The sequence below is a fragment of the Streptomyces kanasensis genome (assembly GCF_043077165.1).
GTDB classification, from domain to species: Bacteria; Actinomycetota; Actinomycetes; order Streptomycetales; family Streptomycetaceae; genus Streptomyces; species Streptomyces changanensis.
In genome coordinates, this window is record NZ_JBIBSF010000002.1 from 241,515 (window position 1) to 266,947 (window position 25,433).

At 73.6% G+C, this 25,433-nt stretch carries 21 protein-coding genes; 5 read left to right on the forward strand and 16 right to left on the reverse strand.

The genetic code is table 11. The features are described 5' to 3' along the window. Positions 1–70: 70 nt before the first annotated feature. From ACF053_RS06445 to ACF053_RS06490, 10 genes are all read right to left on the reverse strand, one after another. Positions 71–1,969, reverse strand: a complete 1,899-nt coding sequence (locus tag ACF053_RS06445; RefSeq protein ID WP_391952818.1) for an IucA/IucC family protein — start codon at positions 1,967–1,969, stop codon at positions 71–73. After that, the gene (locus ACF053_RS06450) at positions 1,966–2,538 is read right to left on the reverse strand and encodes a GNAT family N-acetyltransferase (protein ID WP_391952819.1); all 573 of its coding nucleotides are present in this window, start codon (positions 2,536–2,538) and stop codon (positions 1,966–1,968) included. Before ACF053_RS06450 ends, ACF053_RS06445 begins: the two co-directional genes overlap by 4 nt. Next, the gene (locus tag ACF053_RS06455) at positions 2,535–3,803 is read right to left on the reverse strand and encodes a lysine N(6)-hydroxylase/L-ornithine N(5)-oxygenase family protein (protein WP_391952820.1); all 1,269 of its coding nucleotides are present in this window, start codon (positions 3,801–3,803) and stop codon (positions 2,535–2,537) included. The genes ACF053_RS06450 and ACF053_RS06455 overlap by 4 nt, the downstream gene beginning before the upstream one ends. Then, a complete protein-coding gene (locus ACF053_RS06460; protein ID WP_391952821.1) occupies positions 3,787–5,229 on the reverse strand; it encodes a pyridoxal phosphate-dependent decarboxylase family protein in 1,443 nt (480 codons plus the stop codon). The genes ACF053_RS06455 and ACF053_RS06460 overlap by 17 nt, the downstream gene beginning before the upstream one ends. 359 nt (positions 5,230–5,588) lie before the next feature. Further along, positions 5,589–6,458 (reverse strand): siderophore-interacting protein, encoded by an 870-nt coding sequence (locus ACF053_RS06465; RefSeq protein WP_391952822.1) that lies wholly within the window; start codon positions 6,456–6,458, stop codon positions 5,589–5,591. A 4-nt stretch (positions 6,459–6,462) separates the two neighbouring features. Continuing rightward, a complete protein-coding gene (locus tag ACF053_RS06470; RefSeq protein WP_391952823.1) occupies positions 6,463–7,500 on the reverse strand; it encodes an ABC transporter substrate-binding protein in 1,038 nt (345 codons plus the stop codon). Positions 7,501–7,607: 107 nt separating this feature from the next. After that, positions 7,608–8,762 carry an acyl-CoA dehydrogenase family protein gene (locus tag ACF053_RS06475; protein WP_058942088.1) on the reverse strand — a complete coding sequence of 385 codons (1,155 nt, stop codon included), beginning with the start codon at positions 8,760–8,762 and terminating at the stop codon, positions 7,608–7,610. 6 nt (positions 8,763–8,768) lie between these two features. Next, positions 8,769–9,713 carry a hydroxymethylglutaryl-CoA lyase gene (locus ACF053_RS06480; protein WP_391952824.1) on the reverse strand — a complete coding sequence of 315 codons (945 nt, stop codon included), beginning with the start codon at positions 9,711–9,713 and terminating at the stop codon, positions 8,769–8,771. Further along, positions 9,710–11,650: an acetyl-CoA carboxylase biotin carboxylase subunit gene (locus ACF053_RS06485; protein ID WP_391952825.1), complete on the reverse strand. Its 1,941-nt coding sequence runs from the start codon at positions 11,648–11,650 to the stop codon at positions 9,710–9,712. The genes ACF053_RS06480 and ACF053_RS06485 overlap by 4 nt, the downstream gene beginning before the upstream one ends. A gap of 7 nt (positions 11,651–11,657) precedes the next feature. Then, complete coding sequence (locus ACF053_RS06490; RefSeq protein ID WP_391952826.1) at positions 11,658–13,274, reverse strand: carboxyl transferase domain-containing protein; 1,617 nt, start codon at positions 13,272–13,274, stop codon at positions 11,658–11,660. Between the two features lie 96 nt (positions 13,275–13,370). Here ACF053_RS06490 and ACF053_RS06495 point away from each other — a divergent pair, with 96 nt between their 5' ends. Beyond that, positions 13,371–13,967, forward strand: a complete 597-nt coding sequence (locus tag ACF053_RS06495) for an SACE_7040 family transcriptional regulator (RefSeq protein ID WP_391952827.1) — start codon at positions 13,371–13,373, stop codon at positions 13,965–13,967. 243 nt (positions 13,968–14,210) lie between these two features. Here the strand turns inward: ACF053_RS06495 and ACF053_RS06500 are convergent, their stop codons facing one another. Next, a complete protein-coding gene (locus ACF053_RS06500; RefSeq protein ID WP_391952828.1) occupies positions 14,211–14,726 on the reverse strand; it encodes a hypothetical protein in 516 nt (171 codons plus the stop codon). Between the two features lie 219 nt (positions 14,727–14,945). Here ACF053_RS06500 and ACF053_RS06505 point away from each other — a divergent pair, with 219 nt between their 5' ends. Further along, positions 14,946–15,725, forward strand: coding sequence for a phosphatase (locus ACF053_RS06505; RefSeq protein WP_058942094.1), 780 nt, complete (start codon positions 14,946–14,948; stop codon positions 15,723–15,725). Between the two features lie 67 nt (positions 15,726–15,792). Here the strand turns inward: ACF053_RS06505 and ACF053_RS06510 are convergent, their stop codons facing one another. The 4 genes from ACF053_RS06510 to ACF053_RS06525 all read right to left on the reverse strand — a co-directional run bounded on the left by ACF053_RS06510 (position 15,793) and on the right by ACF053_RS06525 (position 19,635). After that, positions 15,793–16,242 (reverse strand): hypothetical protein, encoded by a 450-nt coding sequence (locus ACF053_RS06510; RefSeq protein WP_391952829.1) that lies wholly within the window; start codon positions 16,240–16,242, stop codon positions 15,793–15,795. 13 nt (positions 16,243–16,255) lie between these two features. Continuing rightward, on the reverse strand, positions 16,256–17,140 hold the full coding sequence (locus ACF053_RS06515) for an acyl-CoA thioesterase (RefSeq protein WP_391952830.1): 885 nt from the start codon (positions 17,138–17,140) through the stop codon (positions 16,256–16,258). Positions 17,141–17,145: 5 nt separating this feature from the next. Beyond that, a complete protein-coding gene (locus tag ACF053_RS06520) occupies positions 17,146–18,303 on the reverse strand; it encodes an acyl-CoA dehydrogenase family protein (protein WP_391952831.1) in 1,158 nt (385 codons plus the stop codon). Between the two features lie 105 nt (positions 18,304–18,408). Next, a complete protein-coding gene (locus tag ACF053_RS06525; protein ID WP_391952832.1) occupies positions 18,409–19,635 on the reverse strand; it encodes a helix-turn-helix domain-containing protein in 1,227 nt (408 codons plus the stop codon). Positions 19,636–19,806: 171 nt separating this feature from the next. Here ACF053_RS06525 and ACF053_RS06530 point away from each other — a divergent pair, with 171 nt between their 5' ends. Further along, entirely contained in the window at positions 19,807–20,412 is a 606-nt protein-coding gene (locus tag ACF053_RS06530; protein WP_391952833.1) for a hypothetical protein, read from the forward strand. 162 nt (positions 20,413–20,574) lie between these two features. Here ACF053_RS06530 and ACF053_RS06535 read toward each other — a convergent pair whose 3' ends face one another. Next, entirely contained in the window at positions 20,575–22,311 is a 1,737-nt protein-coding gene (locus ACF053_RS06535; RefSeq protein ID WP_391952834.1) for a helix-turn-helix domain-containing protein, read from the reverse strand. Positions 22,312–22,443: 132 nt separating this feature from the next. Here ACF053_RS06535 and speB point away from each other — a divergent pair, with 132 nt between their 5' ends. Then, positions 22,444–23,424, forward strand: coding sequence for an agmatinase (speB, locus tag ACF053_RS06540; RefSeq protein WP_058942102.1), 981 nt, complete (start codon positions 22,444–22,446; stop codon positions 23,422–23,424). A gap of 68 nt (positions 23,425–23,492) precedes the next feature. Beyond that, positions 23,493–25,214, forward strand: a complete 1,722-nt coding sequence (locus ACF053_RS06545; RefSeq protein WP_391952835.1) for a thiamine pyrophosphate-binding protein — start codon at positions 23,493–23,495, stop codon at positions 25,212–25,214. The last annotated feature ends 219 nt before the right edge of the window (positions 25,215–25,433 follow it).

Consider the following 25,433-nt stretch of genomic DNA (forward strand, 5'->3'; position numbering starts at 1 on the left):
GCACCGGACGCGGGAAGCCGGGGCGCCGGACGGGGGACCGTACCCCGTCCGACGCCCCGGCCGGCCCGTGTTACGCGAACCGCGCGATCGGGTTGACCAGCGTGCCCGCGAACTGCAGCGCGCCGGACGGGTCCGCGAGGTCCACCATCTGCCGGTTGTTGCGCAGCTGGAGGCGGTTCAGGCAGGAGAGCGCGAACTCCTCCGCGAACAGGTCGTACCGCTTGAACTTCTCCGCGAGCTCCGGCACGGACTCCTGGTAGCCCGTGACGCACTCGGCGACCGTCCGCCAGAACGTCTCCTCGTCCAGCACGCCCTCGGAGTCCAGCGTCGCGCCCAGGAAGCGGAAGAAGCAGTCGAAGACGTCCGTGAAGACCGACAGCAGCTTCTCGTCCTCGGGCACCTCCACCCGGATCCGCTCCACGGCCGGCGGCAGCACCGCGTCCGGGTCCATGACGACGATCTCCTCGGCGATGTCCTTGAAGATCGCCCGCTGCACGGTGCCGTCCTCGATGACGAGGATGACGTTCTCGCCGTGCGGCATCCACGCCAGGTCGTAGGCGTAGAACGTGTGGAGGATCGGCAGCAGGTAGGCGTCGAGGTAGCGGCGCAGCCACCGGTCCGGGGCGAGCCCCGACTCGGCGATCAGCGCGCCCGCGAACGAGGCGCCCTCGTGGTCGACGTGGAGCAGCGACGCCATGGTGGCGAGCCGCTGACCGGGCTCCAGCGTCGGGACCGGGCTCTCCCGCCACAGCGCGGCGAGCATCTTGCGGTAGGGCGAGTAGCGGTCGGTGGCGGCCTCGTACTCCAGGTGCCGGTAGCCGACCGCCGCGCGCTCGCGGATGATCGAGAAGCGCGCCGCCCGCAGGACGTCGTCGTGGTCGATCAGCCGGGCCAGCCAGTCGTTGATCGCGGGCGTCGCCTGCATGTACGCGGCCGACAGGCCCCGCATGAAGCCCATGTTCAGCACGGACAGGGCCGTCTTCACGTAGTGCTTGGCCGGGTCGCTCGTGTTGAAGAACGTGCGGATCGACTGCTGCGCCAGGTACCGGTCGTCGCCCTCGCCGAGGTACACCAGCCGCTGCTGGGCGATCTCGGCGGCGAAGGTGACCGTCAGCTTGTTCCACCACTGCCAGGGGTGGACCGGCACGAGGAGGTAGTCGGCCATGTCCAGGCCGCGCTCCGCGAGGGTGCGGGCGAAGCCGTCGACGGCGGCGTCGCCCAGCTCCGCCCGGACGAACGCGTCGTACTCGATGTCCGCGCCCGCAGTGAAGGCCGTGCGGTCCCGGTGCGCGGCCAGCCACACCAGCCGCAGCGGGCTGGCGGCCTCGGGCGCGTACGCGTGGTACTCGTCGACGCCGAAGCCGAGTCGGCCGTTGTTGGCGACGAAGCACGGGTGGCCCTCGGTCATGCCCGTCTCGACCGCCTGGAAGTCGGCCCGCGCCAGCTCCGCGGCGGTCACCTGCGGTTTGGCGGACTTGTACGCCGTGCCGGAGAGGGTCGAGGAGATCTCCTCCAGGTACACGGGGAGGATCTCGTCGCTCAGGCCCAGTGCCCCGCGCAGCTCGATGACGAACTCCAGCGCGTCGACCGGCAGCTCCCGGCCGTCGCGGTGGCGGCTGATCGAGTCGGCGTACACCTGCCAGTGGTCGAGGGCGAAGCGGCCCGCGGTGAAGCGGTACTCGGTGGCGCCGTCGTCGCTGAGGACGCGGTACCGGCCCTCGCCGAGCGGCTGCGGGTCGAGCAGCCGCTCGTGGGCGAACTCCGCGAGGCCCTTGCGGACCAGGAGGCGGTTGGCGTGCGCCCAGCGCTCGGGGGTGAGGTGGGCGACGGCGTCGGCGGTGCGCGCCGGGGCGCCGGTGCCGTCCGGGGTCACCGTGCCGTGCGTGCCGAGTGCGTCGTGCGCCAGGGCGCTCGTGTCGCTCGTGCTGCTCGTATTGCTCGTGCTGTCGGTGTTGTTCGTGTTGCTCATCGGGGAGCTCCCACTGCCGCCTCGAACGCCTCGCGCGTGCACACGCTGAGCAGCGCTTCCTTCTCCGGCTTGGTGATCTTGTCGACGGGGACGAAGCCGACCGCCTCGTTCAGGGCGTGCACCGCGGTGTTGCGGACGTCCGGCTCGACCACGACGCGGCGGGTGGACGGGTCGGCGAAGAGCTCCGCCATGACGGCCGTGATGACGGCGCGCGTGAAGCCGTGGACCGGGGTGTCCGTCGGGGCGACGAGGAAGTGCATGCCGACGTCGCCGGGGAGCGGGTCGTACAGCCCGACCAGCTCGACGTGCGCCGGGTCGTACCGCTCCATGAGGAAGGCCGGCTCGCCGTCGAGGAGGCCGATGAAGGCGTCGTGGTGCGGGTGGGCGGCGATCGCCATGTAGTCCCGCTCGACGTCCTCCAGCCGGTGGTCCTGCATCAGCCAGAACGACGCCTTGGGGTGGGTGACCCAGCCGTGCACCAGCTCGGCGTCGGACAGCGGATCGAGCGCGCGGACCGTGAAGGTGCCTATGCCGGGGACGGTGGTGCCGGTGTTGCCGGTGGTGCTCATACGGTGAACTCCTGGAACGCGATGGACTTCTCGACGGGGTAGTACTCGGTCCCCAGCAGCTCACGGATGATGTAGGAGTTGCGGTACGCCCCCATGCCCAGGTCGGGCGAGGTGATCGAGTGGGCGTGCACCCCGGCGTTCTGCAGGAAGACGCCGCGGCCGGTGGTGTCGATCGAGTAGTTGCGGGCGATGTCGAACCGGCCGCGCGCGTCCCATCGGAGCCGGTCGCGGACGGGCTCCAGGAACGCGGGCACGCTGTACTTGTAGCCGGTGGCGAGGACCAGGCCCTCGGTGCGGATCTCGTACTCCTTGCCCTGCTCCTCCTGGCGCAGGCCCAGCGTGTACGTGCCGGTCGCCTCGTCGTGGGAGGCGGTGTGCAGCGCGGAGTTGGTGAGCAGCCGGGTGGGGACCGGGCCGTCCAGGTTCTTCTGGTACAGCAGGTCGAAGATGGCGTCGATCAGGTCGCCGTTGATGCCCTTGAACAGGCCCTTCTGCGCCGTCTCCAGGCGGTAGCGGGTCTCCTCCGGCAGGGCGTGGAAGTAGTCGATGTACTCGGGGGACGTCATCTCCAGCGTGAGCTTGGTGTACTCCAGCGGGAAGAAGCGCGGGGAGCGGGTCACCCAGTTCAGCTGGTAGCCGTGGACGTCGATCTCGGAGAGCAGGTCGTAGTAGATCTCGGCCGCGCTCTGCCCGCTGCCCACGAGCGTGATGGACTTCTTCGCCTTCAGGGCCTCGCGGCCCTGCATGTAGCGCGAGTTGTGCAGCAGGTCGCCGCCGAGGCCCTGGCACGCCTCCGGCACGTACGGCGGGGTGCCGGTGCCCAGGACGAGGCGGCGGGCGCGGAAGGTCTCGCCGCCCTCGGTGTGGACGACGTACACCTCGCCCTCGGTGTCGTACTCGACGCGGCTGACCGTCGTGCCGAAGCGGACGCTGCTCAGCTTCCCGGCGGCCCAGCGGCAGTAGTCGTTGTACTCGGCGCGCAGCGGGTAGAAGTTCTCGCGGATGTAGAACGAGTACAGCCGGCCCTTCTCCTTCAGGTAGTTCAGGAAGGAGTACGGCGAGGTCGGGTCGGCGAGCGTGACGAGGTCCGACATGAACGGCGTCTGGAGGTGCGCGCCCTCCAGGAACATCCCCGAGTGCCACTCGAAGTCCGGCTTCGACTCCAGGAACAGGCCGTCGAGCTCCGCGATGGGCTCGGTCAGGCAGGCGAGGCCCAGGTTGAACGGACCCAGTCCGATACCGAGGAAATCAAGAGGCGTGGACAAGGTTCTCTCCCAGGTACTGCTCGGCGTGGCCGGCTATCAGATCGAGGACGGCGGCGATGTCGTGCACGGTCGTCTCGGGGTTGAGCAAGGTGAACTTGAGGTACTGGCGGCCGTCGACCTTCGTACCGGCGACGACGGCCTCGCCCGACGCGAAGAGCGCTTTGCGGGCGTGGAGGTTGGCCCGGTCGATCTCCGCGGGGGAGGTGACGGCGGCCGGGACGTAGCGGAAGACGAGGGTGGAGAGCGAGGGCCGGACCACCACGTCGTAGCGCGGGTCGGCGGCGAGCATCTCCCACCCCTCGGAGGCCAGGTCGCACACCTCGTCGAAGAGCTGCCCGACGCCGTCGGCGCCCATGACGCGCAGCGTCAGCCACAGCTTGAGCGCGTCGAAGCGGCGGGTCGTCTGGAGCGACTTGTCGACCTGGTTGGGGATGCGCTCGGCGACCGTGCGGCGCGGGTTGAGGTAGTCCGCGTGGTAGGTGGCGTGGCGGAGGGTCGCCCCGTCGCGGACCAGCACGGCGGAGGAGCTGACGGGCTGGAAGAACGACTTGTGGTAGTCGACGGTGACCGAGTCGGCCAGCTCGATGCCGTCCAGGAGGTGGCGGCGGGTGGGGGAGGCCAGCAGCCCGCAGCCGTAGGCGGCGTCGACGTGCATCCACGCGCCGTACTCGGCGGCGAGGGCGGCGATCTCCGGCAGCGGGTCGATGGAGCCGAAGTCGGTCGTGCCGGCGGTCGCGACGATCGCCATCGGGACGAGCCCCTCGGCCGCGCAGCGGGCCAGCTCGGCGGCGAGGACCACGCTCTGCATGCGGCGGTCGCGGTCGCAGGGGATGGAGACGACCGCGGAGCGGCCCATGCCGAGGAGCTGCGCGGACTTCTGGACGCTGAAGTGGCTGCACTCGGAGGAGAAGATCCGCAGCTTCGACAGGTCGTCCGTCTTGGCCTCCTCGCGGGCGAGGAGCAGCGCCTGGAGGTTGGACTGGGTCCCGCCGCTGGTGAAGACGCCGTCGGCGGCCTCGCCGAAGCCGATGCGGCCGGTGGTCCAGTCGATGAGGCGGCGCTCGATGAGCGTGCCGCCGGCGCTCTGGTCCCACGTGTCGAGGGAGGAGTTCACCGCCGAGAGGACGGCCTCGCCGAGGACGGCCGGGATGACGACCGGGCAGTTGAGGTGCGCCAGGTACCGCGGGTGGTGGAAGTACACCGCGTCGCGCAGGTACAGGTCCTCCAGCTCGTCGAGGGCGGCGGAGGCGTCGCCCAGCGGCCGGTCCAGGTCCACGGCGTCGACGCGCGGCGCGAGGTCGTCGGGGGTGGCGCCGCTGAAGGGCCGCTGGGTGGTGGCGATCTTCCTCGCCACCCGCTCGACTCCTTCGGTGACGGAACGCCGGTACTGCTCCGCCGTTGCGTCATTGAGCAGGTGCGAGCGCATGCGACATCCTCCCGGATGCAGGGACTTGACCGTCCCTCAGGGACAGGGTGAGGGCGAGGGACGCGGTGCTGCTTAAGTTAGCCTAACCTAACTTGATGTTGCAACGTGTCCCCACCCCCCTCTGACGGGCCGCACGGGCCGTACGGGCGCAGGGGCGCGCGCGTACGGGTGTGCGGACGTACGGGCGCGCCGCGCCGGAGAGACGCGCCGCGGGCGGTGCTGGTGGTGCTGGTAATGCGGGTCGTGCTGATGGTGCGGGTCGTGCCGTCGTACGGGCGGTGCGGTCGTGCCGTCGTACGGGCGGTGCCGTCGTACGTGCCGGGCCGTCGTGCGGGCGGTACGGGGTGCGCGGTGCGGGGTCAGGCCTCGGCGTCGGGCTCGGGGACCTCGCGCAGGGCGTCCTCGCTGAGCCCCTTGCGCCAGTATCCGACGAAGGTGACGCGACGGCGATCGAACTTCCGCTCGTTCACGAGGTGGCGGCGCAGCGCCTTCACGACCCCCGACTCGCCGGCGATCCAGGCGTACGGTGCCGTGCCCCGGACCTCCGCGGCGCGGACCGCCTCCAGGGCCGGGGGCGCGCCCTCCTCCCGCACCAGCCACGTCACGGTGGCGTCCGCGGCGGTGCGCGGCTCCACGCGGTCGCCGGCGTGCGGCACCTCCAGCCACACCTGGGCCCGGATGCCGGCCGGCAGCCGCTCCAGCACGGCCGAGGCGGCGGGCAGCGCCGTCTCGTCGGCCCAGATCAGCACCTCGTCCGCGTCGACGGGCAGCCGGAAGCGGACACCGGTGTTGTCCTCCACGGTCGGCCCGAGGACCGCCACGCGGTCGCCCTCCGACGCCTGCTGCGCCCAGCGGCAGGCGGGCCCGCCGTCGGGGTGGACGGCGAAGTCGATGTCGACCTCGACCGTCCCGTCCGCGGCGCGGCGCTGCTCCCGCACGGTGTACGAGCGCATGACGGCCCGTACGTCGTCGTCCATGGCCCGCCAGGCGCCGAGCGCCCCGTACAGGTCGCCGTCGACGACCGGCGGCATGACCGGCTCGGGCTGGCCCGGGTGGGGGAGGAACAGCGACAGGCTCTGGTCGTGGCCCCCGGAGGCGAAGCCCGACAGGTCCTCGTCACCGGCGCCGGTGAAGGTGACCCGGACCAGCGACGGGCCGAGCCGCCGCGTCCGTGCGACCCGCAGGGCGAAGAAGGCGAAGGGCAGTGCGGCGGTCTCGGCGGTCGTCATGGCGTCAGGCCACCTTCTTCGCGTTCTCGATGGCCTTGGCGAGGTCCTCCAGGAGCGGCGCGCACTTCTCGTACGAGTAGATGGGCTCCGTGACGCGCGGGACGACCTGGCCGGCCTTGACGGCGGGCAGCTGCGCCCAGGTCGGCTTCGACGCCAGGTCCTTGGGCTGGATGGCCGAGGTGCGGTTGTCCATCATGATGATGTCGGCCGGGTACTTGTCGACGTTCTCCCAGCTCAGGCCCTCGAACCAGCCGGCCGCGTCGAGCTTGGTCGGAACGACGACGTTGACGCCGAGCTCCTTGAAGTACAGCGTGTCCGTCGGCCGGACCGGGGTGGAGACGTAGAAGAGGTCGGCGCTCGCGGAGCCGATGAGCACCCGGATCCCGGGGTTCGCCTTGGCGGCCGCGCGCAGCCGGGCGGCGGCCTTCTCGAAGCGGGCCTTGCTGTCGGCTATGGCCTTGGTCTTCACGTCGGCGCCCAGGCTCTCGGCCAGCTCCACGTGACGCTGGATCACCTTGGGCATCGACTGGTCGGCGGCCCACAGCGCGACGCTCGGGGCGAGCTTGAGGATCTTGTCCTTCGACTCGTCCGGCACGTACCAGAGGGCGTCCTTCTCCCACATGTCCGTGATGAGGAGCTCGGGCTGGAGCTTGATGTACTCCTCGATGTTGAACTCGCCCCAGACGTTGCCGATGATCTTGACCTTGTTCACGTCGAGGTCGCCGGCCTGCACGTCGGGCTTGCCGTCGGCCGTCTTCGTGGGGCCGAAGACGCCCTTCACCTCGACGCCGAAGTCGTGCAGCGCCGCCGCCGTGCCCGTGAACGCCACGATGTTCTTCGGCGTGGACTTCGCCTCGGCGGCCACGCCGCGGTCGTCGGTGAACTTCCACGGACCCGACGCGGCGCCGCTCTTGTCGGCGGCCTTCCCGCCGTCCGCGTCCTTGCCGCCGCACGCGGCGAGAGCGGCGCCCAGCCCGAGGGCGCCGCCCGCAGCGAGGAGACCGCGTCGGGTGAGATGGGTGGCTCGGGCGTTGCTGGGCATGGCGGAGTCGCTTTCGTACGGCCGGATCCGGCCTGTGGGCAAGTTCGAGGGTAGGTTAGCCTAACCTCAGATCTTGTCCAGGGGGTGACTCCCGGTTGTTCCCTTGATCACGCCGAGAGGCCGAGTTCACGGGCGATGAGCATGCGCTGCACCTCGCTCGTGCCCTCGCCGATCTCCAGGATCTTCGAGTCCCGCCACATCCGCGCCACCGGATACTCGTTCATGAAGCCGTAGCCGCCGTGGATCTGGGTCGCCTCGCGGGCGTTGTCGACCGCCACCGTCGACGAGTACAGCTTCGCCAGCGCGGCCTCCTTCTTGAACGGCTCGCCGAGCACCAGCCGGGAGGCCGCGTCCCGCCAGCCGATCCGGGCCATGTGCGCCCGCATCTCCATGTCGGCCAGCTTGAACTGGATGGCCTGGTTGTCACCGATGGGCCGGCCGAAGGCCCGGCGCTCCTTCGCGTACCGCACGGACTCGTCCACGCACCCCTGTGCCAGCCCCGTGGCGAGCGCGGCGATGGCGATGCGGCCCTCGTCCAGGATGCGCAGGAACTGGGCGTACCCGCGGCCCTCCTCGCCCAGCAGGTTCGCGGCGGGCACGCGGACGTCGGAGAAGGACAGCTCGCGGGTGTCCGAGGCGTTCCAGCCGACCTTCGAGTACGGCGCCGCGACGGTGAAGCCGGGCGTGCCCGACGGGACGATGAGCGAGGAGATCTCCGGGCGGCCGTCCTCCTTGCGGCCCGTCACGGCCGTCACCGTCACCAGACCCGTGATGTCCGTACCGGAGTTGGTGATGAAGCACTTCGTGCCGTTGATGACCCACTCGTCACCGTCCCGCACGGCCGTGGTGCGCGTGCCGCCCGCGTCCGAGCCGCACTCCGGCTCCGTCAGGCCGAACGCGCCCAGCAGCTCACCGCTGCACAACCGCGGCAGCCACTCCCGCTTCTGCTCCTCCGTACCGAACCGGAAGATCGGCATCGCGCCCAGCGAGACGCCCGCCTCCAGCGTGATGGCCACCGAGGAGTCGACGCGGGCCAGCTCCTCCAGCGCGATGCCCAGCGCCAGGTAGTCACCGCCCATCCCGCCGTACTCCTCCGGGAAGGGCAGTCCGAACAGCCCCATCCGGCCCATGTCCCGCACGATCTCGTACGGGAACTCGTGACGCTCGTAGAAGTCGCCGATCTTCGGCGCGACGACGTCGTGCGCGAACTCCTCGACCGTGCGGCGGAGTTCTTCCAACTCGGCGGGAAGGCGGTGGTCCATCGGTGATCACTGCTCCTTGTGGGACAGGGCGCGGACGGTGCGGGAGGGGCTGGGTCGGCCCAGGCGGTCGGCCATCCACGCGCTCGTGGCGACGAGACGGCCGAGGTCGACCCCGGTGTCGATGCCGAGGCCGGTCAGCATCCACACGAGGTCCTCGGTGGCGAGGTTGCCGGTGGCGGACTTGGCGTACGGGCAGCCGCCCAGCCCGCCGGCGGAGGCGTCGACGGTGGTGACGCCCCGCTGGAGGGCGGCCAGCGTGTTGGCGAGGGCCTGCCCGTACGTGTCGTGGAAGTGCACGCCCAGGGTGCCGACCGGGACGCCGGCCCCGCCGAGCGCGTCCAGCAGCGCGGCGACGTGACCGGGCGTGGCCACCCCGATGGTGTCGCCGAGGCTCAGCTCGTCGCACCCCATGTCGAGCAGGGCCCGGCACACCCGCACCACCTGGGCGACCGGCACCGCGCCCTCCCAGGGATCGCCGAAGCACATCGACAGGTAGCCGCGCACGTGCACGTCGGCCGCCTTGGCGCGGGCCACCACCGGCTCGAACATGGCCAGCGCCCCGTCCACGGTGCGGTTGAGGTTGGCCTGTGCGAAGGACTCGGTGGCGCTGGCGAAGACCGCGACACGGGTCGCCCCCAGCGCCAGGGCGCGGTCGAGGCCGCGCTCGTTGGGGACCAGGACGGGCAGCGCCACGGGCAGGTCCCGCACGAGCGGGAAGAGCCGCTCGGCGTCGGCCAGTTGCGGCACCCACTTCGGGTGGACGAAGCTCGTCGCCTCGACCGTCGTCAGCCCCGCGTCCGCGAGGCGCCGGACGAACTCCGCCTTCACCTCGGTGGGCACGACGCCCTGCTCGTTCTGCAGGCCGTCGCGGGCGCCGACCTCGTGGATCCGCACCCGCGCGGGCAGGCCCGGCGCGGGGACGGTCATGGGGAGCCCCAACCCCGCGGTCATGCCCCCTCCTCCTTCGGGACCACCACGGCCAGCACCTGGTCCATGGCGACGGTGGTGCCGGGCGTGACGTCCAGCTCGGCGACGGTGCCGTCGTGCGGGGCGGAGATGACGTGCTCCATCTTCATCGCCTCCACCACCAGCAGCCCCTGACCGGCCGTGACCTCGTCGCCCACGGCGACCTTGACGACCGTGACCGTGCCCGGCATCGGCGCGGTGAGGGAGTCGGCGCCCGCGTGGGCCGCGCCCGTGAGCGACGCCTCCACGGGATCGTGGTCCAGCACGTTCCACGCGTCGCCGTCCCGGCCCAGCCAGGTCCCGGCGCGGTGGAAGGTGTGGGTGACCCCGTCCACGGTGACCGTGACCCGGTCGCCGGTCACGCGCGCGCCGCCGCGGGCCCGGTGGGCGACCGGCTCGTGCCCCGGGACGCGCAGCCAGTGCGTCGCCGGCACGGCCTCGCCGCCGAGGCGCCAGCCGCTCGGCACGGAGAACGGGTCCGTCCAGCCGCGCGCGTCCGGGCCGGGCCGCAACCGGGCCTCGCGCACCGCCGCCGCGGCCTCGTACACCTCCTCCGGCACGGCCGCGGGGACCAGGCCGTCCACCTCGCGCTCCACCAGACCCGTGTCCAGGTCGCCCGAGACGACGTCCGGGTGGGCGAGGAGGCGGCGCAGGAACCCGGCGTTCGTCGGGACGCCGAGGGTGACCGTGCCGGCCAGGGCGGCGCGCAGCCTGCGCAGCGCGGTGGGCCGGTCGGGGGCGTGCACGACGACCTTCGCCAGCATCGGGTCGTACAGGCTGGACACCTCGGTGCCCTCGCTGAGGCCCGAGTCGGTCCGCACCCCCTCGCCGGCCGGCTCGGACAGGGCCAGCACCGTGCCGCCCGACGGGAGGAAGCCCCGGGAGGGGTCCTCGGCGCAGAGGCGGGCCTCGATGGAGTGGCCGGTCAGGGCGACGTCGTCCTGGGTGAACCCGAGGGGCTCCCCGGCCGCCACCCGCAGCTGCCACTCCACCAGGTCCACGCCCGTGACCAGCTCGGTGACGGGGTGCTCCACCTGGAGACGGGTGTTCATCTCCATGAAGTAGTACTGCGAGGGGTCGCCGCCCGGGACGATGAACTCGACCGTGCCCGCGCCCCGGTAGCCGCAGGAACGGGCGGCCTGTACCGCGGCCTCGCCCATCGCGGCGCGCGTCCCCTCGTCGAGGAGGACCGACGGCGCCTCCTCGACGACCTTCTGGTGGCGGCGCTGGAGGGAGCACTCGCGCTCGCCGAGGTGCAGCACGGTGCCGTGGCCGTCCGCCAGGACCTGGATCTCGATGTGCCGTGGCCGGTCGATCCACCGCTCCACCAGCAGCGTGTCGTCACCGAACGACGCCCGCGCCTCGCGCCGGGCCGCCGCGATCTCGTCCTCCAGCGCCGACTCGGCGCGCACGAGCCGCATGCCCTTGCCGCCGCCGCCCGCCGAGGGCTTCAGCAGCACCGGCATCCCGATGTCGCGGGCCGCCGAGGCCAGCTCGCCGTCGGTGAGGCCGCTGCCCGACGAGCCGGGCACGACCGGCACGCCCGCCGCCTTCACCGTCTCCTTGGCGCGGATCTTGTCCCCCATCAGGGAGATCGCGGAGGCCGGCGGTCCGATGAAGACGAGCCCCGCGTCCTCGCACGCCTGTGCGAAGGCGGCGTTCTCCGCGAGGAAGCCGTACCCGGGGTGCACCGCCTCGGCGCCGGTCCGCGCGGCGGCCTCCAGCAACCGGTCCACCCGCAGGTAGCTCTCCGTCGCCGCGGGCGGGCCGATCCGCACCGCGGTGTCCGCCTCCCGGACGTGCCGGGCGTCGGCGTCCGCGTCGCTGAAGACGGCGACCGAGCGGATGCCGAGCGCCCGCAGCGTACGGATGACGCGGACCGCGATCTCGCCCCGGTTGGCGACCAGAACAGTCGTGAACATCAGTCCCTCACATCCGGAAGACGCCGAAGCCGGGCTCACCCAGCGGGGCGTTGGCGCAGGCGGTCAGGGCCAGACCCAGCACCTGGCGGGTCTCCATCGGGTCGATGACCCCGTCGTCCCACAGCCGGGCCGTCGCGTAGTAGGCGCTGCCCTGCTGCTCGTACTGGGCGCGGACGGGGGCCTTGAACTCCTCCTCCGCCTCCGCCGACCACTCCTCGCCGCGCGCCTCCAACTGGTCGCGCTTGACGGTGGCGAGGACCGACGCGGCCTGCTCGCCGCCCATGACGGAGATCTTGGCGTTGGGCCACATCCACAGGAAGCGGGGGCTGTAGGCCCGGCCGCACATCGAGTAGTTGCCCGCGCCGTACGAACCGCCCACGACGACCGTCAGCTTCGGCACGCGGGTGCAGGCCACGGCGGTGACCATCTTCGCGCCGTGCTTGGCGATGCCGCCCGCCTCGTAGTCCCGGCCCACCATGAAGCCGGAGATGTTCTGGAGGAACAGCAGCGGGACGCCCCGCTGGTCGCACAGCTCGATGAAGTGCGCGCCCTTCTGGGCGGACTCGGAGAAGAGGATGCCGTTGTTGGCGACGATTCCCACCGGGTGCCCGTGGACGCGGGCGAAGCCCGTGACGAGCGTCTGCCCGTACTCCGCCTTGAACTCCTGGAAGCGGGAGCCGTCGACGATCCGGGAGATGACCTCCCGCACGTCGAAGGGCGTCCGCGGGTCGACCGGCACCGCGCCGTACAGCCCCGCCGGGTCGACCGCCGGCTCCTCGACCGGCTCCACCGACCAGGGCAGCGCCCCGCGCGCGGGGAGCGTCGCGACGATGTTCCGCACGATCCGCAGGGCGTGCGCGTCGTCCTCCGCGAGGTGGTCGGTGACGCCGGACGTCCGGGAGTGGACCTCGCCGCCGCCCAGCTCCTCGGCGGTGACGACCTCACCCGTCGCCGCCTTCACCAGCGGCGGGCCGCCCAGGAAGATCGTGCCCTGGTTCCGCACGATGACGGCCTCGTCGCTCATCGCCGGGACGTACGCCCCGCCGGCCGTGCACGAGCCGAGGACGGCGGCGATCTGCGGGATCCCGGCGCCCGACATGCGGGCCTGGTTGTAGAAGATCCGGCCGAAGTGCTCCCGGTCGGGGAAGACCTCGTCCTGCATCGGCAGGAACGCGCCGCCCGAGTCGACCAGGTACACGCAGGGCAGCCGGTTCTCCAGCGCCACCTCCTGCGCGCGCAGGTGCTTCTTGACGGTCATCGGGTAGTACGTGCCGCCCTTGACCGTGGCGTCGTTGGCGACGACCACCACCTCGCGGCCCGAGACCCGGCCGATCCCCGCCACCACCCCGGCGGCGGGCGCCTGGTCGCCGTACATGCCGTTCGCGGCGAGCGGCGCCAGCTCCAGGAAGGGCGAGCCCGGGTCCAGGAGCGTGTCGACGCGGTCGCGCGGGAGCAGCTTGCCGCGCGCCGTGTGCCGGGCGCGAGCCTTCTCGCCGCCGCCCAGCCGGGCGGCGGCGAGCCGCGCCCGGAGGTCGTCGACGAGCTCCCGGTGCGCCGCCTCGTTGGCCTGCCAGGCCGGCGACGCGGGATCCGCCGCGCCGGCCAGCACAGGTGCCTGCTGCATCGTGTCGAGCCCCCTTGCCCGTACGAGAGCGTTAATGAGCGTTAACGTGTGTCCTTCAGGTTAACGACCGCTAACCGCGTTGTCTAGAATCGATCCATGACCACCAGGACCGACGCCCCGACCCGCCGCGAGCAGATCCTCAAGGAGGCCGCGCGCCTCTTCGCCGAGCGCGGCTTCCACGGCGTGGGCGTCGACGAGATAGGCGCGGCGGTCGGCATCAGCGGCCCCGGGCTCTACCGGCACTTCCCCGGCAAGGACGCCATGCTCGCCGAGCTGCTCGTCGGGATCAGCGAGCGCCTCCTCGACGGCGGCCGCCGCCGCGTGGCCGAGTCGGACGGCGACCCCCGCGCGCTGCTCGCCGCGCTCATCGACGGGCACATCGACTTCGCGCTCAACGACCGCTCGCTGATCACTCTGCACGACCGCGAGCTGGACCGCCTCCGGGACGCCGACCGCAAGCGGGTCCGCCAGCTCCAGCGGCAGTACGTGGAGCTGTGGGTGGAGGCCGTCCGCGCCACCTACCCCGAGCTGGGTGAGCCCGACGCCCGCGCGGCCGTCCACGCGGTCTTCGGCCTGCTCAACTCCACCCCGCACCTCGGCCCCGCCGGCGCCCTCACCAGCCACGGCAGCACGGCCGCCCTGCTGCACCGCCTCGCCCGGGGCGCCTTCGCGGCGGCGGGCACGGGCGCCTGACGGACCTGACGGGGCCCCGTGCCGGCACGCCGGGCGTCCGGGCGCGGGTCGTGCCGGGCGCACGCCGGGTGCCTGCGCGCGGGCGGCGGCCGCCCGGACGCGCGTCGTGCCCGCCGTGCGCCGCCCGGGTGACCGCCGCGCCCCGGCCCGGCCGCCGCCCGCGCCGACCCGCCCTGCCCCGGACACGGCGGAGGCCGGCCGGGCGGGGGTACCGCTCGGCCGGCCTCGCGTGCCGCGTCCCGATCAGCAGGCGTATGTGGTGGCGTCCCGTGCGGAGCCCCAGTTGCACGCGGACAGGGAGCCGGCCGTGCTGTTGTCGTCCGGGCTGCCGGGCTTCTTCAACCGCAGGTCGGGGCTGCGCGTGCCGGCCTCGTTGGGCAGGACGTGCCGGGCGTACCCGCGGTAGATGTGGTGCCAGCCGGCGCTGTCCCGGTGGTTGGTGCCGCTGCCGGTGTGCACGTAGGCCCGCGCGCCCGCCGGCAGGCTGTACGAGGGCAGGGCCCGGCCGTACGTGTTCGAGGTGATGTCCGGGACGTAGCCGCCGGTGTTCACCGCCCGCGCCGTCACGTTCTTGATGACGAAGTACTCGCCGTTGACGTTGAGCTGCCGGCCGTCCTTCGTGTCCGCGCCGGCGGCGTTCGGCCGCACGTGCGTGAGCATCAGGGAGCCCGTCGTGGAGGCGGCGTGACCGGTCGACGGCAGGGCGGCGAGGGAGAGTGCGGCCGTCGCGAGGGCGGCGGCGCGTATCGCACGGTGCAAAGAGGTGCCTTTCTGGCGACGGTGCCGGGGCGCGTGGCGGCCCGGCCCGTCCGGGACCGCGCGTCCCGGGGGCGAGGGGGATGGCCGGCGCCCAGTCTGCCCGGCCGGAGGGCCGTTCCGGGGCGTTTCCGCACAACCGGGCACGCGCCGGGGAACTCGCGGCCGTCCACGCCGCGGAACGGCTCGGCCACGCGCCGTACCGGGCGGCACAATGGGGGGATGCCGATACCCAGCCGCCCCGCCCTCGTCGAGCACCTCGTCCGCACGCGCATCGCGGGCGACGTCGCCACGCCCCGCGACAACAACCTCTCCCACTACCGCAAGCTGGCGAACGGCGACCGCCACTACTGGCTGGGTCTGGAGCTGGGCGACCGCTGGACCGACGAGCAGGACGTCCTCGCCGTGATGGCCGAGCGGTGCGGCGTCATCGACGACCCCGCCCACCGCGCCGGGCAGGACACCATCGACCCGGAGCTGACCGTCGACGCCCTGGACCGGATGGCGGCCCGCCTGCGCAAGGCCGCCGCCGCCCGCGAACGTGTCCTCTTCGCGACCGGCCACCCCGGCGCGCTCCTCGACGTGCACAGCCGCACCGCCGCGGCGCTGCGTGCCGCCGGGTGCGACGTCGTACGGATCCCGGGCGGCCTCCACGCCGACGAGGGGTGCGTCGTCCAGTTCGCCGACGTCGCCGTCTTCGAGCGTGGCGCCACCCTGTGGCACACCCACTCGCCCGAGCCGATGAACGCCGTCCTCGACGGGCTGCGCGCCATGGACCAGCCGCTGCCCGACCTCGTCGTCGCCGACCACGGCTGGGCCGGCCGCGCCGCCCAGCGAGGCATCGACACCGTCGGCTACGCCGACAGCAACGACCCGGCGCTCTTCGTCGCCGAGGCGGAGGGCACCCTCCAGGTCACCGTCCCCCTCGACGACCACGTCGTCGACCCGCGCTTCTACGAGCCGATGACGCAGTACCTCCTGAACGCGGCGGGCCTGCTCTGAGCAGTCCGGGCCCCGCCGCTCGGCGTCCGGGCCGGCGGGCCCTGACCGGCGGGCCCGCCGACCCCCGCTACCGCCGTCCGGTCAACTCCCCGCGAGCCGCCTCCATGAACGCGTGCCGCCGTTCCCGCTTGGCGGCTCCCGCCTCGCCCACCGTGGCGCCCCGCACGCGGGCGTGCAGTGCCCTGGCGTAGTTTTGGGCGGCCCGCGCCGTGGCGTCCGCACAGACCAGTTCGACGGCCTTCGTCGCCAGCCACAGTTCGTGCAGCGCCTCCTCGTCGGTGCTGACGGCGTCCCGCAGCCCGAGGCTCCTGCGGTCGAGGACCAGCTCCATCCGCTGCGCGGAGCCGAGGAAGTCCATGATCGCCGCTTTCCGCTCGGCGCGTTCGGTGGCGGCCCGCTCCCACTGGTGGCGACGGTTCTCGACCCGGGTGGCCAGGTGCTGGCCTGTCAACGTGCCCAGGGTGCCGAGCAGGACTCCGGCCAGTGTCAGGGCTGTTCCACCCGTCAACATCTCCATGGGGCCCAGGATTTCACCCCCGCGGGACGCGGATCAGGCCCTCCTGGATGACCGTGATCGCCAGGCGGCCGTCCTGGGTGTAGATGCGGGCCTGGCCCAGGCCCCGGCCGCCCGCCGAGGAGGGTGACTCCTGGTCGTACAGGAGCCACTCGTCCGCGCGGAACGGCCGGTGGAACCACATCGCGTGGTCCAGGGACGCGCCCACCACGTCGCCGACGGCCCAGCCGCCCCGCCCGTGGGCGAGGAGGACCGAGTCGAGCAGCGTCATGTCGGAGACGTACGTCGCCAGGCACACGTGCAGCAGCGGGTCGTCGGCGAGCTTGCCGACGGTGCGGAACCACACCTGGGAGCGCGGCTCGCGCCGCACGCCGGCCGTGCCGTACGGGGGTTCCTCCACGTACCGCAGGTCCACCGCCGCGCGGGCCTCCAGGAGGCGGTCCAGGGCGTCCGGCGCGACGAACCGGTCCGCGTACCGGGGGAGCAGTTCGGCGCCCGTCGGCAGCGTCTCCGGGTCCGGCGCGGGCGGCATGTCCGCCTGGTGCTCCAGCCCCTCCTCGTACGCCTGGAACGACGCCGACAGGTGGAAGATCGGCTGGCCGTGCTGGACCGCGACGACCCGGCGCGTGGTGAACGAGCGGCCGTCGCGGATCCGGTCCACGGTGTAGACGATCGGCGCGCCCGGGTCCCCGGGGCGCAGGAAGTACGCGTGCAGGGAGTGGGCGGCCCGGTCGGCCGGGACCGTGCGGCCGGCCGCGACCAGTGCCTGGGCCGCGACCTGGCCGCCGAAGACGCGCGGGACGATCGCCGCGCGGGACTCGCCGCGGAAGATGTCCTGCTCGATCCGCTCCAGGTCGAGCAGGTCGAGCAGGTCGTCGAGCGGCTGCGCGCTTGCGGTCACCGGTGTTACAGGCCCATCGACTTGGCGATGATCGACTTCATGATCTCGCTGGTGCCGCCGTAGATGCGGTTGACGCGGTTGTCCGCGTACAGGCGGGCGATCGGGTACTCGTTCATGTAGCCGTAGCCGCCGTGCAGCTGCAGGCAGCGGTCGATGACGCGGTGGGCGACCTCGGTGCAGAAGAGCTTGGCGCTGGCGGCCTCGGCCGGGGTCAGCTCGCCCGCGTCCAGGGCCTCCAGGGCGCGGTCGGCGACGGCCTCGGCGGCGTCGACCTCGGCCTGGCAGGCGGCCAGCTCGAACTTGGTGTTCTGGAAGTGCGCGACCGGCTTGCCGAAGACCGTGCGGTCCGTGACGTAGCTCTGGGCGAACCGGACCGCGGCCTTGGCCTGGGCGTACGAGCCGAAGGCGATGCCCCAGCGCTCGGAGGCCAGGTTGTGGCCCAGGTAGGAGAAGCCCTTGCCCTCCTCGCCGAGCAGGTCCTCGACCGGCACCTTGACGTCGACGAACGCCAGCTCGGCGGTGTCGGAGGTGCGCAGGCCCAGTTTGTCCAGCTTGCGGCCGATGGAGTAGCCCGCGGACTTCGTGTCCACCGCGAAGAGCGAGATGCCGAAGCGGCGGTCCTCGGCGGAGGGGGCCGAGGTGCGGGCGCAGACGATCACGCGGTCGGCGTGGACGCCGCCGGTGATGAACGTCTTGGCGCCGTTGAGGACGTAGTGCGTGCCGTCCTCGGAGAGCTTGGCGGTGGTCTTCATGCCCGCGACGTCGGAGCCGGTGCCCGGCTCGGTCATCGCCAGCGCCCACATCTCCTCGCCGGAGACGAACTTCGGCAGGTACCGCTTCTTCTGCTCGTCGGTGGCGAGCATCTTCAGGTACGGCAGGGCGAGCAGCACGTGGACGCCGGAGCCGCCGAAGATGACGCCCGCGCGGGCCGTCTCCTCGTAGAGCACGGCCTCGAACTTGTGCGTGTCCAGGCCCGCGCCGCCGAACTCCTCGGGGACGTTGATGCCGAAGACGCCCAGCTCGCCGAGCTTGTAGTAGAAGTCGCGCGGCGCCTGGCCGGCGGCGAACCACTCGTCGTAGACGGGGACGACCTCGGCCTCGATGAAGGCGCGGATGGTCTCCCGGAACGCCTCGTGGTCCTCGTTGAATACGGTACGGCGCACGAGCCGCCTCCTTCGGTTCCTGTCCTGGTCCGGCCGGTCGCTCCGACGCTCCGGCATGTGCCTAAGCGCTTGCTCAGCCTGTGTCCAGTCGAAGTTACTCACCGGTCAACCGGTCTGTCCAGACTCCGCGTCTGTGATCCAGAGCCCTTCGACGGAGTCGTACGCGTACGCCGGCCTCCCTTTGGTCCCGCTCGTGCGGAAAGGCTTCCCGCCGTCCGTGATCCGCACCGTGCCCGATCGGCCCCCGGCGCTCCATTCCAGCTCCAGGTACCAGCGGCAGTCGCAGCCCGCCGTCCGGGCGGAGACGAGCAGCTCCTCGGGGTCGGAGGAGGTGACCTTGTACGGGAAGGAGACGGCCGGGATCCTCCGGACCTCGGCGCCGGAGGCGTCAAGGCCGTCGACGGGCCGCGCGAGCGGGCGCGGCCGGTCGAGGTCCACGGCGAAGTGGCGCGGTGTGACGGCGCCGCCGCAGCCGTTGTCCATCCGGTACGCGTTCCACGGCAGCGGCGCGGCCCGGTCGACGACGCGCACGTGCAGGGCCTGGAGGACGACGGCCTCGGACGGCGACCGGCCTTGGAGCGTGATCCGCACCAGCGCCTCCCCGCCGTGCACGGCACCGTGCTTCCCGGCCCACGCCCCGGAGTCGGCCGCGACCGGCGGCGGGGCGACCGCGCGGGGGGTCCGGTCCACGAGGTAGGTGTGCCCGCAGCCGCCCTCCCAGAGCTGGGAGCCGATGGTCCAGGTGAAGGGGAGGGGGGCCGCGGTCCGCCCCGGAGGGGTGGACGCGGGGGCGGCGGGGGCGGGGGCGGAAGGCGTGCGGGTGGGGTGACCGAGCAGGGCGGCGGCGAGGGCGAGCACGACGAGGGCGACGGCGGTGGCGACGAGGAGGGGAGCGGGGACGGCACGACGGGTGCGGGCGCGGGGCGCCTCCGGCGCGGCCGGGTCCGGGGCGGGGTCGGGGCTCGGTTCCGGCGCGGTCGGGTGCGGGTTCGCTCCCGGGGCGGACGGCACGGGCGTACGCGACTGCGCAGGCGTAGGTGACTGCACAGGCGTGGGCGAGGGCACGGGCGAGGCCGTCCGGCGGCGCACGCGGTCCGCCTCCGTCCAGGCCGCCTCCAGGGCCCGCCGTTCCTCATCGTCCGCCCCGCACAGCAAGGCGAGTCGGTCGACCACGGCGAACTCCTCCGGGACGGTCGCGCCGGAGCAGTAGCGGTGGAGGGTGGACGCGCTGACGCTCAGACGCCGGCCCAGCGCCTCGTAACTCCTCCCGTCCCGCGCCTTCAGCGCGCGCACCAGCCCCGCGAACTCCTCGACGGTGGCGTCCTTCGGCATTCCATCCCCCTCGAACCTGCGTCCCATCCTTCACATCCCTGCACGTCATCGGGGGTGGAATGGTTCCGGGACGGGTGGTGGGCGTGTGACCGTTGCAGGCGGCGGGCGCCGGCCCCACGCTGGTTGAGCACTGACCGAGCAAACGAACGACCCGACGGGGGATCCACCGCCATGAACAAGTTCCGTACCGCACTCGCCACCGCCGCCGCTGCCGCCCTGGGCCTCGCGGCCCTCGCCACGGCCCCGGCGCAGGCCGCTGCCCAGCCCGCGTTCCTCACCGCCTCCGAGATGCCGAAGTCGTCGACGCCGTGGACCGCCTCCAAGGTCTTCGCCGGCGTCCCGGAGAACGGTGGCACCCTCTGCGCCCCGTACAAGATCCCGGCGCAGAACAGCAGCTACCGCGACTTCAGCAACGAGCTCGACGCCTACGGCGTCCAGATCACCAACGTCGCCCGCACCGAGGCCGACGCCGTGAAGCTGGTCGACACCCTGCGCAAGTCCTTCGCCGGCTGCGGCCCCCTCCTCGAGAAGCAGAACCCGGGCCTGAAGGCCGTCAGCGCCTCCCACGGCAAGCTCGCCGTGGAGGAGGGCGCCTGGGTCTACAGCCTGGACACCGCCGACCCGCGAGTCGGCAACAGCGACATCCACCTGTTCTCCGTCGGCCGCGACGGCCGCACCGTCACCCTCGTCCGCTGGGGCCAGATGGGCGACCTCAAGGACGCCCCGCTGACCGCCTTCCGCACCACGACGAAGACCGCCGTCAACAAGCTCCACTGACCCGGGGTCTCCCCCGAGGGCTGACCACAGTGCGACAGCGGCGCGGCCGGAACCTCGGCGCGCCGCTGTCGTGCCCCCGCCCACTACGCCGGCGGCGGAGAGGGGCCGGCACGCTGCTGGGATTCCGCACGGTCCATGTGCGGTCACTGCGCGACGAAACCCTCAGCCCGTGGGGGGCCGGCCCGCCTCCGGGGGCCCCGCCGCCCGCAGGGCGAACCAGAGCTCCATCCGCACGTCCGGGTCCTCCAGGTCCGTGTCGAGCAACGCCGCGCAGCGGGCGACGCGCTGGCGGACCGTGTTGCGGTGCACGCCCAGCGCCGCCGCGGTGCGGTCCCAGCCGCCGTGCAGCGACAGCCACACCCGCAGCGTCTCCACCAGCACGGGGGCGTCCAGCAGCGGGCCCAGCAGGGCGCGGGCGTGGGCCGCGGCCTCCTCGTCGTCGACCAGCGCGGCGAAGCCGCCCGCGCGGTGGCGGGCCAGCGGCCGGTGCGTGGCCTCGGCCCGGCGCAGCGCGCGGGCCGCCTGCGCGTCCGCCGCCGTCAGCTCCGCCGGCGCGGCCGGGGCGCTCACCCCCAGCGTCCACCCCGGGTACGGCGCCACCTCCTGCCCGGCCGGCAGCAGCACCCGCACGGTCCGCGCCCGCGGCGGGCTCGCGGGGCCGGCCCCCTGGGGGGCGGCGTCCGGGTCGGCGTCCACCAGCGGGCTGCCCAGGGCCGGTGGCGGGGCCTGCGGGTCGGTGGAGCGGGCGTGCACCACCGTCCACGGCGGCGCGCCCAGCGACGGCGCCACGTCGGCGGGGTCGGCGCCCAGCAGGAGCCGTACCAGCGCCGCCGACCGGGTGGCCTCGCCGACGCCCTGGTGCGGGGCGGTCAGCAGTGACAGCAGCACCATCGCGGTCTCGGCGATCCGCCGGTCCGCCTCCTCGTGCCGGGCCATGGCGAGGCCGAGCGTCAGCCCCTCCCGTCCGGTCCCCAGCCCGTACGCCACGAGCCGCGCCCCGCCGGGCGCGTCCGGCCCCTCCGCCGCCGACACCGGCCGGCGCACCTCCCCGCCCGCAGTCGTCGCCCCGCCCGTTCCGGCCGTCGCCCCGGTCCCGGCCGCCTTCACCGCCCCGGCAATCCCGGCGGTCCCTGTCGGCGCACCGGCCCCGGTGGCCCTCTGCGCCCCGCCCGCCCCGCCGATCCCGCTCGCCCTGCCGGTTTCGTCCGCCCCGTCGGCCTCGACCGCCCCGCTGGTCCCGCCGGTCCCGCTCGCTCCGCCGTTCCCCCCGGTCCTGCCGCTCCCCCCGGTCACCACGCCCACCAGCCGGGCCAGCGCCGACGCCTCCCGGGGGCTGAGGGCCCGTCCGGCCGCCGCGTACTCGCCGCCGTCCGGCGCGTACAGCGCCGCCCGACCGTCCAGGTGCGCGGCGAGGACCCGCAGCACCGCCGGTACGGGGGCCGGGCGCGCCGCCGCCGCGGCCAGCGCGCGCTGGGCGTCCGCCACCCGGCGCAGCTCGTGGTGGCGGGCGTCCGCCATCAGCCGCCACACCGCCCGGGCCACCGCCGCGAACGTCGTCCCCGGCTCCACCTCCACCAGCGGCAGTCCGTGCCGCCCGCACGCCCCGACCAGGGCGCGCGGCACCGTGTCGTACACGGGCGTCACCCCGAAGCCCAGCGCCGCCGCGCCCGCCTCCGCGGCCCGCGCCACGAAGTGCTCCGGGTCGTCGAGCTGCACGCCCGCCGTGAGCAGCAGCTCGCCGCCGAGCAGGTACGGGTACGGATCGGCCATCTCCGAGGTGTGCACCCAGTGCAGCTCGGCGGCCGGATCCCCGGAGACCAGCCGCAGCCCCAGCTCCCCCCGGTCCAGCAGCGCCGCCAACCGGACCGGCGGCGCGAACGGCACCAACGGCTCCACCATGGACGTTTCCTCCACTCCGAGGTACTTCGATAGAGGAAACGTACACTTCTGTCGGTCTGGCGGCGCCCGTACCGTCGTTCCCATGGGCGCCGTGTGACGGGCGGCGCGAGCGCAGGAAAGAAGGCACCCCCCATGAGCAGCACCAACGGCACGCCCCGCGGCCCCATCGACTCCTCCCGCGTCCCGCGCTACGCCGGCCCGGCGACCTTCGCCCGGCTGCCGCGGCTGGACGAGGTCGGCACGGCCGACGTCGCCGTCGTCGGCGTGCCCTTCGACTCCGGCGTCTCCTACCGCCCCGGCGCCCGCTTCGGCGGCAACGCCATCCGCGAGGCCTCCCGCCTCCTGCGCCCGTACAACCCGGCGCAGGACGCCTCCCCCTTCGCCCTCGCGCAGGTCGCCGACGGCGGCGACATCGCCGTCAACCCGTTCAACATCAACGAGGCCGTCGAGACGGTCGAGGCCGCCGCCGACGACCTCCTCGGCACCGGCGCCCGCCTGATGACGCTCGGCGGCGACCACACCATCGCCCTGCCGCTGCTGCGCTCGGTCGCGAAGAAGCACGGCCCGGTCGCCCTGCTCCACTTCGACGCCCACCTCGACACCTGGGACACCTACTTCGGCGCCGAGTACACCCACGGCACCCCGTTCCGCCGGGCGGTCGAGGAGGGCATCCTCGACACCGAGGCGCTCTCCCACGTCGGCACCCGCGGCCCCCTCTACGGCAAGCAGGACCTGACCGACGACGAGAAGATGGGCTTCGGCATCGTCACCTCCGCGGACGTCTACCGCCGCGGCGCCGACGAGGTCGCCGACCAGCTCCGCCAGCGCATCGGCGACCGCCCGCTGTACATCTCCATCGACATCGACTGCCTCGACCCGGCCCACGCCCCCGGCACCGGCACCCCCGAGGCGGGCGGCATGACCTCCCGCGAGCTGCTGGAGATCCTGCGCGGCCTCGCCTCCTGCAACCTCGTCTCGGCCGACGTCGTCGAGGTCGCCCCGGCGTACGACCACGCCGAGATCACCTCGGTCGCCGCGTCGCACACCGCGTACGAGCTGACCACGATCATGTCCCGGCAGATCGCCGCGGCCCGCACGGCGGACGCGCAGTAGTCTCCGGGGACGGCGGGCCGGCCCGCACCGGCCCGCCGTCGCGACCCCGCACCGAGCCCGGAGACCGGATGACCCACGACCACGACCCGGTACTGCGCCCCACCGCCGCGCAGACCGCCGCCGCACTCGACCCCCCGCCGGGGCGGATCGGCGGCGACCTGGTCGTCGAGACCCTGCGCGGCCTCGGCGCGACCACCGTCTTCGGCCTGCCCGGCCAGCACGCGCTCGGCATGTTCGACGCGCTGCGCCGCTCCGACCTGGAGTACGTGGGCCTGCGCGTCGAGAACAACGCCGGGTTCGCCGCCGACGCCTACGGCCGCGTCACCGGCGAGGCGGCGCCGCTGCTGCTGTCGGCCGGACCGGGCGCCCTCACGGCCCTGCCCGCCCTCCAGGAGGCCGCCGCGGCCGGGGCCCCCGTGGTCGCCATCGCCGCCCAGGTCCCGGTGCGCGGCCTCGGCGGCGGCCGCCACGGCTACCTGCACGAGCTGCGCGACCAGCAGGCGTCCTTCCGGGACGTCGTGAAGTCCGTCCACCCGGTCCGCACGGCCTCCCAGATCCCCTCGGCCGTGGCCGCCGCCTGGGAGTCCGCCCTGACCGCCCCGCACGGCCCCGTGTGGGTGGAGATCCCGCAGGACGTGCTGACGGCCCCGGCCCGCCTGCCCGTGGTGACCGCCGTCGACGCCACCCCCCGCGACCTCGTGCCGCGCCCCGAGCTGACGGCCGTCGCCGCCGACCTCCTCACCCGCGCCGCACGCCCGGTGATCATCGCCGGCGGCGGAGTCGTGCGGGCCGACGCCTCGGGCAAGCTGCGCGCGCTGGCCGAACGCCTGTCGGCGCCCGTCGTGACGACCTTCGGCGGCAAGGGCGCCTTCCCCTGGGAGCACCCGCTGTCCCTGCGGTCCTGGCTGGAGGACCGGCACACCACGGACTTCCTGGAGGACGCCGACGTCCTGCTGGTCGTCGGCTCCGGCCTCGGCGAACTCTCCTCGAACTACCACACCTTCCGGCCCCGCGGCCGGGTCGTGCAGATCGAGGCCGACCTCGGCAAGCTGGAGTCCAACCACCCGGCCCTGGGCATCCACGCCGACGCCCGCACGGCCCTGTCGGCGCTGCTGGAGACGGTGGGGGAGCGCCACGACCCGACCGCCGAGGAGCGCGTCCGCGCCCTGCTCGCGAAGGTGCGCGCGCGGATCGACGCGCAGGGCCTCGACCTGGAGCAGGACGTCCTCGCGGCCGTGCGCCGCGCCCTGCCGGACGCGTCGCCGAGCTTCTGGGACATGACGATCCTCGCCTACTGGGCCTGGTCCGCCTTCGACCCCCGGCGCCCCGGCACCATGCACTCCGCGCAGGGCGCGGGCGGCCTCGGCTACGCCTACCCCGCCGCCCTCGGCGCCGCCGTGGCGGACCGCGGCCGGCCGGTGCTGGCGGTCTCCGGCGACGGCGGCGCCCTGTACTCGATCGCCGAGCTCGCCACGGCGCGCCAGCACGACCTGCCGGTGACGTGGCTGATCGTCGACGACGGCGGCTACGGCGTCCTGCGGGAGTACATGACGGACGCCTTCGGCGCGGCCACCGGGACCGAGCTGACCCGCCCGGACTTCGTCGCCCTCGCCGAGTCCTTCGGCGTGCCGGCGGTCCGCACGACGCCGGAGGCGCTGGAGGGCGACCTGGCCGCGGCGCTCGCCGCCCCGGGCCCGTCGGTGGTCGTCCTCCCGGCGGTACTGCGGATGTTCGCCCCGACGCACCTCGGCGGGGACGTCGCGGACGGCGCGGCGGCGGGCGGGCGCTGAGGCGCCGAGTCGCTGCGGCGGGACCCGGACCGGCCCGGACGCACCGCCACGGGGGCACGGACGCACCGCGGCGGGGGCACGGACGCACCGCGGCGGGGTACGGGGGCGTCGCCCTCCCGTACCCCGCCGCGGCGGCGGGTCCGCGCGCCGGCCGGGGGCCCCGCCCCGGGTCAACACCACGCCCCCCCCCCCACCCCGGGGGCGGTGTACCGGGTTCCG